The 16,350-nt window shown below is 70.3% G+C and carries 12 protein-coding genes; 7 read left to right on the top strand and 5 right to left on the bottom strand.

Annotated features, from left to right (window positions below):
- The first annotated feature begins 261 nt into the window (after nt 1-261).
- The 3 genes from EDF33_RS15265 to EDF33_RS15255 are packed head-to-tail and all read left to right on the top strand — an operon-like array spanning nt 262 to nt 4,890.
- Complete coding sequence (locus EDF33_RS15265; RefSeq protein ID WP_132100482.1) at nt 262-1,863, top strand: glycosyltransferase family 2 protein; 1,602 nt, start codon at nt 262-264, stop codon at nt 1,861-1,863.
- Nucleotides 1,856-3,466, top strand: a complete 1,611-nt coding sequence (locus EDF33_RS15260) for a glycosyl hydrolase (protein ID WP_123938183.1) — start codon at nt 1,856-1,858, stop codon at nt 3,464-3,466. Before EDF33_RS15265 ends, EDF33_RS15260 begins: the two co-directional genes overlap by 8 nt.
- On the top strand, nt 3,463-4,890 hold the full coding sequence (locus EDF33_RS15255; protein WP_123292672.1) for a UDP-glucose/GDP-mannose dehydrogenase family protein: 1,428 nt from the start codon (nt 3,463-3,465) through the stop codon (nt 4,888-4,890). The genes EDF33_RS15260 and EDF33_RS15255 overlap by 4 nt, the downstream gene beginning before the upstream one ends.
- Nucleotides 4,891-5,255: 365 nt before the next feature.
- Here the strand turns inward: EDF33_RS15255 and glnA are convergent, their stop codons facing one another.
- The gene (gene glnA, locus EDF33_RS15250; RefSeq protein WP_123938182.1) at nt 5,256-6,680 is read right to left on the bottom strand and encodes a type I glutamate--ammonia ligase; all 1,425 of its coding nucleotides are present in this window, start codon (nt 6,678-6,680) and stop codon (nt 5,256-5,258) included.
- Nucleotides 6,681-6,822: 142 nt separating this feature from the next.
- Between glnA and EDF33_RS15245 the strand changes: the two genes are divergently transcribed.
- Nucleotides 6,823-7,278, top strand: a complete 456-nt coding sequence (locus EDF33_RS15245) for an RDD family protein (protein ID WP_123292673.1) — start codon at nt 6,823-6,825, stop codon at nt 7,276-7,278.
- 184 nt (nt 7,279-7,462) lie between these two features.
- Here EDF33_RS15245 and EDF33_RS15240 read toward each other — a convergent pair whose 3' ends face one another.
- Nucleotides 7,463-8,176, bottom strand: coding sequence for a DUF4191 domain-containing protein (locus tag EDF33_RS15240; protein ID WP_132100481.1), 714 nt, complete (start codon nt 8,174-8,176; stop codon nt 7,463-7,465).
- A gap of 128 nt (nt 8,177-8,304) precedes the next feature.
- On the opposite strand from EDF33_RS15240, the gene EDF33_RS15235 reads away from it, so the two are divergent.
- Nucleotides 8,305-9,135, top strand: a complete 831-nt coding sequence (locus tag EDF33_RS15235; protein WP_132100480.1) for a hypothetical protein — start codon at nt 8,305-8,307, stop codon at nt 9,133-9,135.
- A gap of 119 nt (nt 9,136-9,254) precedes the next feature.
- Here the strand turns inward: EDF33_RS15235 and sucB are convergent, their stop codons facing one another.
- From sucB to EDF33_RS15220, 3 genes are all read right to left on the bottom strand, one after another.
- A complete protein-coding gene (gene sucB, locus EDF33_RS15230) occupies nt 9,255-10,754 on the bottom strand; it encodes a 2-oxoglutarate dehydrogenase, E2 component, dihydrolipoamide succinyltransferase (RefSeq protein ID WP_132100479.1) in 1,500 nt (499 codons plus the stop codon).
- 73 nt (nt 10,755-10,827) lie between these two features.
- Complete coding sequence (gene lpdA / locus EDF33_RS15225) at nt 10,828-12,201, bottom strand: dihydrolipoyl dehydrogenase (RefSeq protein WP_123292677.1); 1,374 nt, start codon at nt 12,199-12,201, stop codon at nt 10,828-10,830.
- Between the two features lie 154 nt (nt 12,202-12,355).
- Nucleotides 12,356-13,834, bottom strand: coding sequence for a leucyl aminopeptidase (locus EDF33_RS15220; protein WP_131846138.1), 1,479 nt, complete (start codon nt 13,832-13,834; stop codon nt 12,356-12,358).
- Between the two features lie 75 nt (nt 13,835-13,909).
- On the opposite strand from EDF33_RS15220, the gene EDF33_RS15215 reads away from it, so the two are divergent.
- The gene (locus tag EDF33_RS15215; RefSeq protein ID WP_131879155.1) at nt 13,910-14,839 is read left to right on the top strand and encodes a PAC2 family protein; all 930 of its coding nucleotides are present in this window, start codon (nt 13,910-13,912) and stop codon (nt 14,837-14,839) included.
- Nucleotides 14,840-14,995: 156 nt separating this feature from the next.
- Nucleotides 14,996-16,315 carry an MFS transporter gene (locus EDF33_RS15210; RefSeq protein ID WP_123938178.1) on the top strand — a complete coding sequence of 440 codons (1,320 nt, stop codon included), beginning with the start codon at nt 14,996-14,998 and terminating at the stop codon, nt 16,313-16,315.
- Nucleotides 16,316-16,350: the final 35 nt, after the last annotated feature.

Here is a 16,350-nt window from a genome sequence, read left to right as displayed (position 1 = left end):
GCGCCTCCCGGCAGTGATCGCCGCCCACCAGGGTGAGTGACAGGGTGAACGCGGTCCGCAGGAGTGCTGTCAGCACGAGGGGGGACCACCGGTCCCGGTGGAGATGGGGACAAGTGTGTACCCCGTAACGCGCTCGAAACGCCCCCGGACGGGGGTCGCGTTGCGCGGGGGTTCAGGTTTCTGCGTCAATGGGGTCACCCGAACCGACCCTGATTCCCCAACGTCGCGGAATCTCCACCTCGAACGTTGAAGCAGGGATCAGTGTTCACCTTCATTCTGCAGATCAGGCAGATGGTCGAAGGCCACCCCGAGTTCTACCTGTTCGCCGTGTACTCCGCGGTGATCTGGTTGCTCTGGTTGGTCAAGGTCGTCATCTCCGCCCGCTACCGCCCGTTCACCGGCACCTTCGTCGGTACCACCAGCGTCGTCGTCCCCGTCGTGGACGAACCGCTCGACCTGTTCCGCGACGTCATCGGTCGCATGGTCGAGCAGCGACCCGGCGAGATCATCGTCGTCATCAACGGCGCCCGCAACGAGGCGCTCGAAGCCGTCTGCGACGAGTTCGCCCCGCTCGTCCGCTGGACCCACACGCCCATCCCGGGCAAGCGCAACGCCGTCAAGGTCGGCACCGAGATGTCCAACGGCGACATCACGGTGCTCGTCGACTCGGACACCGTCTGGACCCCCGGCGCGCTCGAGGAACTCCTCAAGCCGTTCGCCGACGAGTCTGTCGGCGGTGTCACGACCCGGCAGCGCATCCTCGAACCCGAGCGCAGCTGGATCACCCGCTGGGCCGACTGGCTCGAGAACTCGCGAGCGCTCTACTCGATGCCCGCGCAGAGCGTCCTCGGGCAGATCGGCTGCCTGCCCGGGCGCACGATCGCCTTCCGGCGGAGCATCCTGATGCGCGTCATGGACAAGTTCATGCACGAGAAGTTCATGGGTGTGTTCCTCGAGGTCTCCGACGACCGCACGCTCACGAACCTCACGCTCAAGGAGGGGTACCGGACCGTCTACCAGTACACCTCGCTGGTCTACACGGACGCTCCGCTGCAGGTGAAGAAGCTGTTCAAGCAGCAGCTCCGCTGGGCCCGTGGCTCGCAGTACAACACGCTGCGCATGCTGCCGTGGATGCTCGGCCACGCCCCGGTGCTCGCGGCGTTCTTCATCACCGACATCATCCTGCCGTTCATGCTCTTCGGCGTGATCGCCGGCTGGATCTACCGTGCCTTCACCGGGCAGGGCGAGAACCTGTACCAGGGCATCCTGTCGCAGTACGGCTTCTCGACGGGCTTCGTCTACGTCGCCGCCCTGATGGTCGTCTCGTCGGTGCTCAGCATGGCCATCCGGCAGATGCGCCACCTGGCCGAGAAGCCGAGTGACTTCTTCCGCCTGCCGATGTTCATCATCGTGTCGACGTTCTTCCTCATGCCGATCCGGCTCATCGGCTTCTTCCGCCTGGCGCACGCGTCCGGCTGGGGGACCCGCGCCGGCGCTTATGCCGGCGGTCCGATGCAGGAGGACCCGTCCGACGCCGCGCAGCCGTCGTCCTTCGGCACCCAGACCCCGGTCAGCCCGATCGACGCCGCGGACCGTGCCCGGGCCGTCGACGGACGCGTGCCGCTCGGGAGTGACCAGGTGGCCGTGGACCGCGCGTTCGACGAGCTCTTCGGGGCCGACGCCACCACCAACTCCACCACGACCGTGCTCGCGACCCGGCGCGAGGCCGCTGCCGCAGCAGCAGTGCAGCCCACAGCCCCACGGACCGCCCCCGTGAAGGCCCGCCGGTACAACCCGTACGCCGCGATCCCGTACTGCATCGGCATCGCGATCTTCGTCCTGGAGGCCTTCCTCATTGTCTGACATCATCCGCTCCTCCAGTACCTGGTGGGCGCAGTCGAGCAAGCACGCCCGCTGGACGGCCGTCGGCACGACCGCCATCGTCCTCGCCCTCGCCCTCATCACCTGGTCGGTCTGGGTCTCCCCGGCCGGCCCCGTCTCCACCGCCGTGCACCAGGCCCTCGGGGTCACCGCCCCGAAGGCCAAGAAGGTGTCCGCCGCCGAACTGCAGACGCAGCTCGACGCCGCCCAGGACCGCATCTGGGCGCTCGAGGGCAAGCTCGACTCCCGCACCGCCCAGGCCGGGTCGCGTGGCGACCAGATCACGGAGCTCAAGGCGCAGGTCGCGTCGCTCCAGTCCCAGCTCGGTTCCGCGAAGGGCTCGGGAGGCTCGTCCTCCGTCAACGCGTCGGGCTCCGGTGCGAACGGGGCCGGCACCTCGGGCTCCGGCTCGGGTTCCGGGACCGGCGGGTCCGCCGTCTCCGACAACGGGTCCGGGTCGGGTTCCGGCTCCGGTTCCGGCGGTAGCTCGGCCGGTGGGTCGGGTTCGAGTGGCGGCTCCGGCGGCTCGGGTGGTGGCTCCGGTGGGGTCACCAACCCGAACCCCGGCCCGTCGACCGACCCGGGCACCACGCCCGTGGCGGTCCCGACCAAGGCGGACATCCTCGGGCAGCAGTCCCGCTGGTACGGCCTGTACACGGCGCAGTCCCCGTTCAACTGGTCCGAGTACGACCAGGTCTCGCAAGAGGTGGGGAAGGCGACGAACATGGTCGGCTTCTTCCAGGGCTTCGACCAGGACTTCAACCAGAACGCGGTCCAGCGCTCGTGGGCGAACGGTCGTCTGCCGATGATGACGTGGGAGTCGGTGCCCGCGAAGACGGGCAACGACGAGCCGTACGTCGAGGGCTACACCAACGAGGACGTCATCTCCGGCAAGTTCGACGCCTACCTGACGCAGTACGCCAAGTCCCTGGCGGCGAACGGCCAGCCGCTCGTCATCCGGTTCGACCACGAGATGAACGGCCAGTGGTACAACTGGTCCGAATCGGCGAAGCAGCAGAACGCCGCCGGCTCGTACACCGCGATGTGGCAGCACGTCTGGAACGTCTTCCAGGCCAACGGCGCGAACCAGTACGCCATCTGGGACTGGTCGCCGTCGCGCATCGACAAGCTCGGCAACGCGAAGTACCAGACGCTCGAGTACATGCAGAACTACTACCCGGGCGCCGAGTACGTCGACTGGGTCGGCATGAGCGGCTACTACCGTGACGCCACCGAGCAGCCGACCTTCGAGAACACCTTCGGTGCGACGCTCGCCCAGATCCGGCAGGTCGCGCCCGGCAAGGGCATCGTGCTCAACGAGATCGGGGCCACCGAGACCGGGGGCAGCGTCTCGAACCCCCAGAAGACCCAGTGGATCAACTCGCTCTTCGACGCCCTGGCCGACCCCGCCAACTCGGACATCATCGGCTTCGCGTACTTCAGCGAGACCGCGACCACGATCGTCGACGGCACACGCACCACGAACGACTGGCGGCTCAACTCGCGAGCCGACTCCCTGGCGGCCTTCGCCGAGGGCATCAAGCGCAACGACATCGACTACGACCTGCAGGAGGTCACGCCATGACCGCGTCCAAGAAGTCGCCCGACCAGGCCGACACCCGTCCCGCACCCGTCATCAGCGTCATCGGTACCGGCTACCTCGGTGCCACCCACGCGGCCGCCATGGCCGAGATGGGCTTCGAGACCATCGGCGTGGACGTCGACCCGGCGAAGCTCGCCGCGTTGTCCGCCGGCGAGGTCCCGTTCTTCGAACCCGGCCTGCCCGAGCTCATCACGAAGCACGTCGCGAGCGGCAAGCTCCGGTTCACGGCGGACATCGCCTCGGCCGTCGCCGCTGCGGACGTCCACTTCGTCTGCGTCGGCACCCCGCAGAAGGCGGGCTCGCACGCCGCCAACCTGGCGTACGTCGAGAGCGCCACCCGCGGCGTCGCCGAGAACCTCACCCACCCGGGACTCATCGTCGGCAAGTCGACGGTCCCGGTCGGCACCGCGGCGCGACTGCGCGGCATCGTCCGCGAGTTCACGCCCTCGGGGATCGACGCCGAGCTCATCTGGAACCCGGAGTTCCTCCGCGAGGGCAAGGCCGTCGAGGACACCCTGCACCCGGACCGCCTGGTCTGGGGCGGCGCGTCCGAGGCTGCCGACGCCGTCATCCGCGAGGTCTACGCCGCGCCGATCAGCGAGGGCACCCCGGTCATCACCACCGACCTCGCCACCGCGGAGCTCGTCAAGGTGAGCGCCAACGCGTTCCTCGCCACGAAGATCTCGTTCATCAACGCGATCTCCGAGATGTGCGCGATCACCGGCGCCGACGTGTCGACGCTCGCCGACGCCCTCGGACACGACGCTCGCATCGGCCGGAAGTTCCTGAACGCCGGCCTCGGGTTCGGCGGCGGGTGCCTGCCGAAGGACATCCGAGCGCTCATGTACCGCGCCAACGAGATCGGTGCTGGCCAGGTCGTCGGCCTCATGCAGCAGGTCGACGAGATCAACATGGGCCAGCGTCAGCGGGTCATCGACATGGCGATCGACTCGGCCGGGGGATCGGTGCTGAACCGTCGCGTGGCCGTCATCGGTGCCGCGTTCAAGCCCCTGACCGACGACGTGCGGGACTCCCCGGCGCTCAACGTGGCCGCCGCGCTGCACCTGCGCGGCGCCCAGGTCACCCTCTGGGACCCCGAGGCGATGGAGCCGGCGAAGCGCTCGTTCCCGACGCTGAGCTACGCCGCGTCGATGGCGGACGCGATCGAGGGCGCCGACGTCGTCCTGGTGCTCACCGAGTGGGACGAGATCATCACCGCCGACCCGGTCGCCCTCGGTGACCTCGTCGGTCGCCGCGTCGTGATCGACGCGCGCAACTGCCTCCCGGTCCACGACTGGGTCAAAGCGGGGTGGACCGTCCGTTCCCTGGGGCGGCCCACGCCGGTCACGGGTGCACCCGTGAGCGTCGCAGCGGGGACGAACGACTCGTTGGCCACGGCTCGCTAGTCACCGTTCGCGAAGCGGGGTCCGTGCCGGGCGGCACGGGCCCCGTTCCCGTGTGCGCGGTGCCGGGTCGGATCGGATCGAGCACAGGTGGTCGAAACGGGCGTACCTGGTCGGAACTTTCGACCAGGTACGCCCGATTCGGCTTCCCAGTCCGGGTGCGATGGGAAGGAACGTGCGTCGCGACCAGCCGGGAGGCCCAGTGCCGGCCCGCCGGACCGGCACCGGGCCTCCAGACGGTCGCGTCCGTACCCCCCCCCCGCCAAAGCGACACATTCCTGCGGATGGTTCGCGGCACACTGTCGCTGTCGCGACACACACGAAGGCCCCGCACCTGACGGTGCGGGGCCTTCGTGTGTCAGCGAGGATCAGACGCCGAAGTACAGCTCGTACTCGAACGGGTGCGGGCGCTGCGCCAGCGGGAGGATCTCGTTCTCACGCTTGTAGTCGATCCAGGTCTGGATGAGGTCCTCGGTGAAGACGTTGCCCTTCGTGAGGAACTCGTGGTCCGCCTCGAGGAAGTCGAGCGCCTCGTCGAGGGAGCCGGGGACCTGCGGGATGCCCTTTGCTTCCTCGGGCGGGAGCTCGTAGAGGTCCTTGTCGACGGGCTCGTGCGGCTCGATGCGGTTCTGGATGCCGTCGAGGCCCGCCATCAGCTGCGCGGCGAAGGCGAGGTACGGGTTGCCCGAGGCGTCCGGCGCGCGGAACTCGATGCGCTTGGCCTTCGGGTTGGTGCCCGTGATCGGGATGCGGATCGCAGCCGAACGGTTACCGGCCGAGTAGACCAGGTTGACCGGAGCCTCGAAGCCCTTGACCAGGCGGTGGTACGAGTTGATCGACGGGTTGGTGAAGGCGAGCAGCGCCGGAGCGTGCTTCAGCAGACCGCCGATGTACCAACGGGCCAGGTCGGACAGGCCGCCGTAGCCGTTCTCGTCGTAGAAGAGCGGCTTGCCGTCCGACCAGAGCGACTGGTGGGTGTGCATGCCCGAGCCGTTGTCGCCGAAGAGCGGCTTCGGCATGAACGTGGCGACCTTGCCCCACTGGTCCGCCGTGTTCTTGACGATGTACTTGAACTTCAGGATGTCGTCCGCGGCGTGGACCATCGTGTCGAACTTGTAGTTGATCTCCTGCTGGCCGCCGGTGCCCACCTCGTGGTGCGAGCGCTCGAGCTCGAAGCCAGCGTCGATCAGCTTGAGGGTGATGTCGTCGCGCAGGTCGGCGGTCTTGTCGACCGGCGACACGGGGAAGTAGCCGCCCTTGTACGGGGTCTTGTTGGCGAGGTTGCCGCCCTCTTCCTCACGACCGGTGTTCCAGGCGCCCTCTTCGGAGTCGACCGCGTAGAACGACTCGTTCTGGGTGACGGAGTAGCGGACGTCGTCGAAGATGTAGAACTCGGCCTCGGGGGCGAAGAACGCGGTGTCCGCGATGCCCGTCGACGCGAGGTACTTCTCGGCCTTCTTCGCCACCTGGCGCGGGTCGCGGCCGTAGATCTCGCCGTTCCGCGGGTTGTAGATGTCGAAGATCATGATGAGCGTGCGCTCGGCGCGGAACTGGTCCACGTAGGCGGTGGTCACATCGGGGATCAGCTGCATGTCGGACTCGTGGATCGACGCGAACCCGCGGATCGAGGAGCCGTCGAAGAGCTGGCCGACCGAGAAGAAGTCCTCGTCGACGGTCGAGGCGGGGATGTTGAAGTGCTGCTGCACACCCGGCAGGTCCGTGAATCGGATGTCGAGGAACTTGACGTCGGTGTCCTTGATGAAGGCCAGGACCTCGGAGGAATCGCTGAACATGGGGGCCGATCTCCAATGGGTTGGGTGATGTCGGAGGTACCGATCAAGGCACCTCCGACGAGGCTATTGACACGGGGTTTCCCGGACGTGACTGAATTGTTTCGGGCGTGTTACGGGCGGCAGGTCGCCTACGCTTGGGGGCATGGCCCGCAGCTCCTCCAGTCCGTCCGCGCCCTCCGAGCACCCCGACGGCTGGCCGGGCAAGGACCTCGGTCTGCCGGAGGAAGGACCCCGCAGCGTCGGGCGGATCGGACGGCGGATCGTCGCCCTGCTCATCGATGGTGCCCTCGCCGACCTCATCGCCTACGTGACCGGGGTCTGGTCGCCGGTGAACGGTTCCGGGGACATCGCGCACTCGTGGGTGCAGTTGGCGATCTTCGCCGCGCTCCAGGTGCTCTTCATCTGCCTGTTGTCCGGATCGTTCGGGCACATCTGCGTCGGGCTGCGCGTCGTGCCGATGCGCGGGGGCTACGTGGGGGTGTGGCGTCCGGTCGTCCGGACCGTCCTGCTCTGCCTGGTGGTGCCGGCGCTCATCATCGACCGGGACAGCCGCGGCGCCCACGACCGCATCGCCGGCACGGTGCTCGTCCGCCGCTGACCGGCGCCCCGCGCCACCGGTCGCACGCACGGTGCGAGGTTGATCACTCCGTGCGTCGTTCCGTCCTCGCACCGAGTGAACAACCTCGCACCACCTGCCGCCACCAGCGACCGCAACGCACGCACGCAGAACGCCCCCGACCTGGCACGGTCGGGGGCGTTCTGCGTGGTGGTTCGGGGACGGGTCAGCGCGGACGTCCGGCGCGGGCCCGCATCGGGTCCATGCCCTTCGGGATCGCCGCGGCAGGGCTCTGCGTGAGCGAGTCGAGGCGGTTCGCGACGGCCAGGACCTCGTTGCGGTTGAGCGACTTCTTGAACTTGTTCATGGCACGGGGGAGCTTGTGCAGCGTGAGGGTGTCGTCGCCGTCACCGACGCTGACCACGTGGACCGCGACGTTCGGGACGATGCGCTGCACCTTGCGACGCTCTTCGTCGACCTGACGCTTCAGGTTGCCGCGCTGGCCCTCGGTGATGAGGACGACGCCGGGGCGCCCCACCGCGCGGTAGACCGCGGACTGCGAGCGACCGTGCACGGCGACGGGCATCTCGCTGGAGCGCCACTGCCGACGCAGCGAGTTGGAGAGCACCGCTCCGACGGCGCCGGGCTGGCCCTCGATCTGCGAGTACGCCGCCCGCTCGGCCAGCCGGCCGAGGACGATGAGGAAGAGCAGCACGCCCATCAGGACACCGGCGACGATCCACAGGATCATCGCGAGCCAGTTCTGGCCCGGGAGCACCAGCGCCAGCACGATGCCGAGGACGACGGGGCCGCCGAATGCGAGGGCGAACCACCAGACGGACGACGGGTCGGCCCGTCGGGTCATCTGGAAGACCTGGAACATCTGCTTGAGACGCCCCGGCTCCTTCGCCTTCGTGTCTGTGGAAGTGCTGCGTGCCATGCTGACAGGATACGGCCTCCGCGGTCCGGGGGAGACCGCAGTCGGTCCGGCTGTGCGCGAACACGCGTTGTCCACAGACCGGGCAGGACGGACAGGAGGCCCGGCTCGCCTCCGCCACGCTCGTCACCATGGACCCGAGCACCGACCAGAGCGTCGACGACGCCCGCAGCGACCGTTGGGTCGCGCCGGCCGACGACGCTGCCGTGGCGGCCTGGATCGCGGACCGGTGCGCCACCGGACACCGGCACCTGGTGCCCGTCGAGGCGGTGGGCCGGACCGGGGCCGGCGGGCTCGTGACCCTGCTCGACCGCCCACGCGGCACGCCGCTCCCGGTGGCGCTGGACCGTCTCGGCACCCCGACGACCGGGGTCGCGGTGACCCTCTGCGTGCCGCTGCTCGAGCTCCTCGTCGCGGCCGTGGACGGCGCGGTGCGGCTCGGCGTCGCGGGGATCGACGACGTCCTGGTGGACGACGCGGGCGCCGTGGTGCTGTGCGACCACCCCGCTGGAGCCGTCCGCGACGGCACGGAGCTGCCCGGTGACGATGCTGCACGGGTCCTCGTGCTCGCCGCCCGGGTCGTCTGGGACCGTGTCGACCCGCGCGATCCGAGTCGCGACGACGTGGACGCTGCGCTCCTCGCGGCGCTCGACGGCGACCGCAGCACCGTGTGCGCGGCGCTCGAGGCGGTCCGGGGTGCGGCGCCGCCGCGGCCGTTCCGATGGGCCCCACCGCCGGCCGACCTGGTGTTCGCCGAGGCGGACCCGCCGCTCGACACGACGGGCCCGGCAGCTCGACTGCGCGAGGTCGTCGAGCGCGGCATCCCGCTCGGTGCCGGTCGGCGGTTGCCGCTCCGCCGCGCCGTGGTCGGTGTCGTCGTCGCGATCGGTACGGTCGTCGCCGCGGTGTCCGTGCTCGGTGCCGGAACGGACACCGGGACCGGTGCGGGTGGTGGTGGCTGACGCGCCCGGACACCCCCGGACGCCCCCGGACGCCGACGAACCGGAGCGGGAACGGGAACGGCCCCGGCTCCCCACGAGAGGGAACCGGGGCCGTCGGCCGTGGTGCTGGGGTGCTGGGGTCAGTACCCGAGGTTGGGGGCGAAGTTGCCCGCTTCCAGGCGGTTCTTGACCGCGACCAGGTAGCGCGAGGCGTCCGCACCGTCGATGATCCGGTGGTCGTACGACAGCGCGAGGTAGACGAACGAACGGATCGCGATCGCTTCCTGGCCGTCGACCCTCACGACCGCGGGACGCTTCGTGACGATGCCGGTCCCGAGGATCGCCGACTGCGGCAGGAACACCACGGGGGTGTCGAACAGCGCGCCACGCGAACCGGTGTTCGTCAGCGTGAACGTACCGCCGGCGAGCTCGTCGGGCTTGAGCTGGTTGTTCCGGGTGCGCTCCGCCAGGTCCGCGATGGACTTCGAGAACTGCGCCAGGTCGAGCGAGGCTGCGTCCTTGATGACCGGGGTCAGCAGGCCGCGCTCGGTGTCCACCGCGATGGAGACGTTCTCGGACTCCGGGTAGACGATCTCGTCGCCCTCCACGGTCGAGTTGATCTTCGGGTGGGCCTTGAGCGCCTCGGACGCCGCCAGGGCGAAGAACGGCATGAACGAGAGCTTCGAACCGGTCTTCTCGAGGAACTCCGCCTTGTGGGCGTCGCGGAACTGCGCCACCTTCGTGACGTCCACCTCGACGACGCTCGTGAGCTGTGCGGTCGAGGTCATCGACTGCACGGCCCGCTCGGCCACGACCTTGCGCAGGCGGGTCATCTTCTCGCGGGTGCCGCGCAGCGGCGAGACCTCGGCGATGAACGGACCGGACGCGGCGGCGGGTGCAGCTGCACCACCGGCGGCCGGGGCCTTCGCGACGGCCGCGAGCACGTCCTCCTTGCGGATGCGCCCGCCGACACCGGAACCGGTGACGGTGGACAGGTCGACGCCCTGCTCGTTCGCCAGCTTGCGGACGAGCGGCGTGACGTAGCCGGAGGCTGCGCCGTCCTGCGTCGGGTTCGGAACCGAGGCGGCGGTGGTCGCGCTCGGCGCGGCCGGTGCGGGTGCAGCAGCAGCCGGCGCCGGGACGGCGGCCGGGGGTGCGGCGGCGGGCGGCGGGACCGGAGCGGCCTGCGGGACCGGAGCGGCCGCGGGCGGTGCGGACGGGGCCTGCGGGGCCGCGGGCTGCGTCTGTCCGGCGGGGGCCGGCTCGGGCTCGGTGGGCTCCGGGGCGGGGGTCTCGGACTCCTGCTCGGTGCTCGGCTCGGCCTCGGGGGCCTCTGCCTCGGCAGCGGCTTCGTTCGAGGACTCGTCGGACGAACCGGAGTCGGAGGAACCGGAGTCGGACGAGCCGTCGCCGATCTTCACCAGCGCGGTGCCGACCTCGACGGTCTCGTCCTCCTGCACGAGGATCTCCTCGATGACGCCGGCGACGGGCGACGGGATCTCGGTGTCGACCTTGTCGGTCGAGACCTCGAGCAGCGGCTCGTCGACCTCGACCCGGTCACCGACGTTCTTCAGCCATCGGGTCACCGTGCCCTCGGTGACGCTCTCGCCGAGCGCCGGGAGGCTGACGGATTCGCTCATCGGGTGGACTCCTCTTCGCGGGGGGTTGCAGTTGTTGTGGATGTCATTGTCACAGGGCGCGGACTCGTGCGGGTCACAGCGCGTGCAGCGGCTTGCCCGCGAGGTGCATGAACGCCTCGCCCAGGGCCTCGTTCTGCGTCGGGTGCGCGTGCACGAGCGGAGCGATGTCCTCCGGGTACGCCTCCCAGTTCACGGCGAGCTGGGCTTCACCGATGAGCTCGCCGACGCGGGCGCCGATCATGCTCACGCCGACGACGGGGCCGTCGACGACGCGGACGACCTTGACCGAACCGGACGTGCCGATGATGTGGCTCTTGCCGTTGCCGGCCAGGTTGTACTCGTACGAGTCCACCTTGTCGGCGCCGTACTCGGCCTCGGCCTTGGCCTGCGACAGGCCGACGGAGGCGACCTCGGGGTCGGAGTACGTGATCTTCGGGATGTTCTTGTCCTCGATGATCACCGGGTTCAGGCCGGCGATCTCCTCGGCGACGAAGATGCCCTGCTGGAAGCCGCGGTGTGCGAGCTGTAGGCCGGGGACGATGTCGCCGACCGCGTAGACGTTCGGCAGGTTGGTGGCGAGGCGTTCGTTCGTGGTGACGAAGCCGCGGTCCATGGCGACGCCGACCTCGTCGAAGCCGACGTTCTGCGTGACCGGGCCACGACCGACGGCGACCAGCAGGACGTCGCCGTCGAAGGTCTTGCCGTCCTCGAGCGTCACGACGACGCCGTTCTCGTGCTGCTCGACGCCCTGGAACCGGACACCGAGCGAGAACTCGATGCCGCGCTTGCGGAAGGCGCGCTCGAGCTGCTTCGACATCGACTCGTCCTCAGCGGGGACGAGGTGGGGGAGCGCCTCGACGATCGTGACCTCGGCGCCGAAGGACTTCCAGACGCTGGCGAACTCGACGCCGATGACGCCGCCGCCCAGGATGACGACCTTGTTCGGCACGTAGTCCATGCGCAGTGCGGTCTCGGAGGTGATGACGCGGCCGCCGATCTCGAGCCCGGGCAGGGACTTCGAGTAGGAGCCGGTCGCGAGCACGACGTTCTTGCCGACGATGTTCTGGTCGCCGACCTGCACGGTGTTCTGCGAGGTGAGTCGACCCCAGCCCTCGACGACGGTGATGCCGCGGGCCTTGATGAGGCCCTGCAGGCCCTTGTACTTCGAGGTGATGACGCCCTGCTGGTACTCGATGACCTTCGGGACCTCGACACCGGCGAACTCCGCGATCACGCCGTACTTCTCGGCGTCACGCGTCGCGTCGGCGACCTCGGCCGCGTGCAGCAGCGCCTTGGTGGGGATGCAGCCACGGTGCAGGCACGTCCCTCCGAGCTTGTCGCCCTCGATGAGCGCGACGCTCATGCCGAGTTCGGCGGCCCGGAGCGCAGCGGCGTAGCCACCGCTCCCGCCACCGAGGACCACGACGTCGTAAGTCTGTTCCGTCACCTGGTGCAACTCCCTCGTGCGTGTCGGGCCGATCGGGCCCTACGTGGACACCGCGGGGGCGGCGTCCGACGGTCGGACCGCGTGGTTCCGGTCCCGTCCCGTGCAGTACCGGTGGGAGGCGCGTCGATGCCCCGTCCCACCGGTACCAAACCTACTACTCGGACTGGAGGTCTTCTGCGAGCGCGATGAGCGTGCGGACCATCACACCCGTCGCGCCCTTGCCGAGCCACCCGTAGCCGCCGCCCTTGTGCTCGGACGGACCGGCGATGTCGAGGTGCGCCCACGGGATGTCCTCGCCGACGAAGCGCTCCAGGAACTTGCCCGCGAGCAGCATGCCGCCGGCCGGGTTGCCGACCGTGGCGTTGACCATGTCGGCGACGTCGCTGGCGAGCCGGGCGTCGAGTTCCTCGGGCAGGGGCATCGGCCAGATCGGCTCCGACACACCCTCGGCCACGGCACGGAGCTTCGCGACGAGGTCGTCGCTGCCCATCAGGCCGGTGGTGCGGTCGCCGAGCGCGACGACCTGCGCGCCGGTCAGGGTGGCCACGTCGACGATGGCGTCGGGCGTCTCGAGCGAAGCAGCGGCCATGCCGTCGCCGAGCACCAGGCGGCCCTCGGCGTCGGTGTTCGTGACCTCGACGGTCTTGCCGTTCTTGAGGGTGAGGACGTCACCCGGGCGGGTCGCCGTGCCCGACGGCATGTTCTCGGCGAGTGCGAGCCAGGCGGTGACGCGCACGTCGAGGCCCAGGCGTGCGGCGGCGACGGTCGCGGCGAGCACCGTGGCGGCGCCGGTCATGTCGGTCTTCATGCCGAGCATCGACGCCGCCGGCTTGAGCGAGAGCCCGCCCGAGTCGAACGTGATGCCCTTGCCGACGAGGGCGAGGTGCTTCGTGGCGGACTCCGGTGCGTAGCGGACGACGACCAGGCGCGGGGGACGCGCCGAACCACGGCCGACGCCGAGGATGCCGCCGAAGCCCTGCTCCTCGAGTGCCTGCTCGTCGAGGACCTCGACGGTGAGCGGGAGGTCCGAGGCGAGCCCGGTCGCCACGTCGGCGACGTCCTGTGGTCCCAGGTCGCCGGCGGCGGTGTTCACGAGGTCGCGGACCAGCGACGCGGCGTCGGCCACGATCGCCGGACGGACCGCGGCGTCCGTCGCGGCGGACGGCGCGAGGACCGTCACGCGCTGGTCGCCACGCGTCGGCCCGGTCGTGCCGGCACCCTTGTGCCGCGTGAAGGCGTAGGCACCGAGCGCCGCGCCTTCGAGCGCTGCCTCGACGAGTGCGTCGGTGTCGGTCGGCAGCGCGAGGGCGATCGACGCGGCGTGCGGCAGCTGGCGGACGGCGCTGCCGGCGGCCGAGCGGTACGCGGCCGCGTCGGTCCCGGTGCCGAGCCCGATGAGCGCGATGCTCGCGGCGTCGACGCCGACGGCCGGGATGCGCACGAGCTGGTCCTTGGCGCCCGTCGCGCCGATCGCCGCGAGGTCGAGGTCGTCGAGCGCGGAGAACGGTGTCGTGGCCGGCTGGGCGATCGTCGCGGGGGCACCGTCGGCACCGGGCCGGACGCCGACCACGAGGACGTCGGCGGAGATCGAGGAGGGGGCGGAGGAGTCGGTGGAGAGCGTCGGTCGGACCATGCTCCAACCCTATCCACGCACTGTTCGCTGTCGGCGTGGTCGTCCCGCGCGGGGGCGTCGGTGGCCCCGCCTAGCATGGGGACGGTGAACCACCCCGAGGAGCTCTACACGTTCGACGAGGCCGCCCCGACCGTCCCGGCCGGGCTGCACCTGGTCGCCGGGCTCACCGGCTTCGCGGACGCCGGTTCGGCCGTTGCCCAGGTCACGACGTCGGTGCTCGAGGACCTCGACACCCAGCTCGTCGCCGAGTTCGACCCCGACGTGCTGCTCGACTGGCGTGCACGCCGGCCCGTCATCACCTTCGAGCACGACCACATCGCCGCCGTCGAGCCGCCCCGGCTGGCGCTGCACCTCGTGCGTGACGAGATCGGCCAGCCGTTCCTGTTCCTGTCCGGGTACGAGCCGGACTTCCAGTGGAACCGGTTCGTGGACGCCGTCACCGGGCTCGCCGCCCAGCTCCAGGTCGCGGACACCACCTGGGTGCAGTCGATCCCGATGCCGGTCCCGCACACCCGCCCGATCAGCCTGACCGTCTCCGGCACCCGCGCCGACCTCGTCGAGCAGATGAGCGTCTGGAAGCCCGAGACCCAGGCGCCGGCGAACGTCCTGCACCTCGTCGAGCACCGGCTCGCGACCTCCGGTGCGCAGGTCACCGGGCTCGTCCTGCTCGTCCCGCACTACCTGTCGGACACCGAGTTCCCGGACGCGGCCGTCGCGGCCCTGTCCGGCATCGCCGCGGCCACCGGCCTCATCTTCCCGACGGACGCCCTGCGCGAGGCGGGTCGCGAGTTCCTCACCCGGGTCGAGGAGCAGGTCGCCGGCAACGCCGAGCTGCAGCGACTCGTCGGTGTGCTCGAGGAACGCCACGACACGTACATGGAGGGCAACCCGGTCGCGTCGCCGCTCACGGACGTCGACGGCGAGGTGCCGACCGCGGACGCGATCGCGGCCGAGCTCGAGCGCTTCCTGGCGGATCGTCGCACCCAGGGTGACGGCGGCGAGTAGCCGGGTCGGGCCCTGGACGGTCCGGAACGGCGGCCTGGAGGCCCGGGGCGGGCCCGCACCGTCCCTCCCGTCGGTCGTCCGGTCGCGACCAGGCCGTCACCTGCGTCGGCGACACACGTCGCGTATCCGGCTCCGCCGGATCGGTAGCCTGTCGGGGTGAACTCCCGTCGCGCCTACCTGATCTGGGGCATCGCGGTGCTCGCCTACGTCCTGGCGGTCGTGCAGCGGTCCTCGCTCGGGGTGTCCGGGGTGGACGCGCAGGACCGGTTCGCCGTCTCGGCGGCGGTGTTGTCCACGCTCGCGGTCGTGCAGATCGCCGTGTACGCCGGACTCCAGATCCCGGTGGGCGTCGCGCTCGACCGGGTGGGGCCGCGCAAGCTCGTCCTGCTCGGCGCCGCGCTGCTCGTGGTCGGCCAGGCCGTCGTGGCCTTCTCGCCGACGATCGGCCCGGCGATCGCGGGCCGGGTGCTCGTGGGCGCCGGCGACGCGATGACGTTCATCTCGGTGATCCGCCTGGTGCCGATGTGGTTCAGCGGCCGGATCCTGCCGCAGATCTCGCAGTGGACGGGCAACCTCGGGCAGATCGGCCAGATCCTGTCGGCGTTCCCGTTCGCCGTGCTCCTGCACGCCGCGGGGTGGACGCCCGCGTTCGGGGTCGCCGCCGCCGCGAGTGCCGTCGGGCTCGTCCTGGCGTTCGTCTTCGTCCGCAACGGCCCCGTGGTCGTGCGGACCGGAACGATCCCGCTGCCGCACTCGTGGGGCGCCGCGTTCCGGACGTTCGGGCACGCGTTGCGTCGGCCGGGCACGCAGCTCGGGTTCTGGTCCCACTACGTGACGCAGTCGTCCGGCACGGTGTTCTCGCTGCTGTGGGGCGTCCCGATGCTCCGCGGGCTCGGGTACAGCCCCGCCGAGGCCGCCGGCTTCCTGACGATCATCGTCGCCGTGGGCTTCGTGGCCGGGCCGGTGCTCGGGCTGCTGTGCGCGCGGTTCCCGATGCGCCGCTCGAACCTCGTGCTCGGCGTGGTCGTGCTGCTCGCCGTGGTGTGGACCGCGATCCTGCTCTGGCCCGGCCACCCGCCGACCTGGCTGCTCGTGCTCCTCGTCGTGGCGATGGGCATCGGCGGCCCCGGTTCGCTGATCGGGTTCGACTTCGCCCGGACGTTCAACCCCGTGGGTTCCCTCGGGTCCGCGAACGGCGTCGTCAACGTCGGCGGGTTCCTGGCGGCCTTCGTGATGATGTACCTGATCGGGCTGCTGCTCGACGTGATGTCCCGCGTCACCGGTGAGACCGTGTTCGCCTGGGACAACTTCCGCGTGGCCCTCACGGTGCAGTACCTGGTGGTCGGGTTCGGTGTCGCGATGCTCCTGCACGCCCGGCACCGCACGCGCCGGGTGCTCCACGCGGAGGAGGGAATACGCGTCGGACCGCTCTGGGTTGCACTCGTTGCGCGCCTGCGGAAGCGGCACGTGCAATAATGATCACGGACCCACTCAGGACCCCCATCCTGTCG

Source organism: Curtobacterium sp. PhB146 (assembly GCF_004342995.1).
In the GTDB taxonomy this organism is placed as follows: Bacteria; Actinomycetota; Actinomycetes; order Actinomycetales; family Microbacteriaceae; genus Curtobacterium.
Note: the sequence above shows the minus strand (reverse complement) of the source record. Positions and strands in the feature narration are given on the sequence as shown.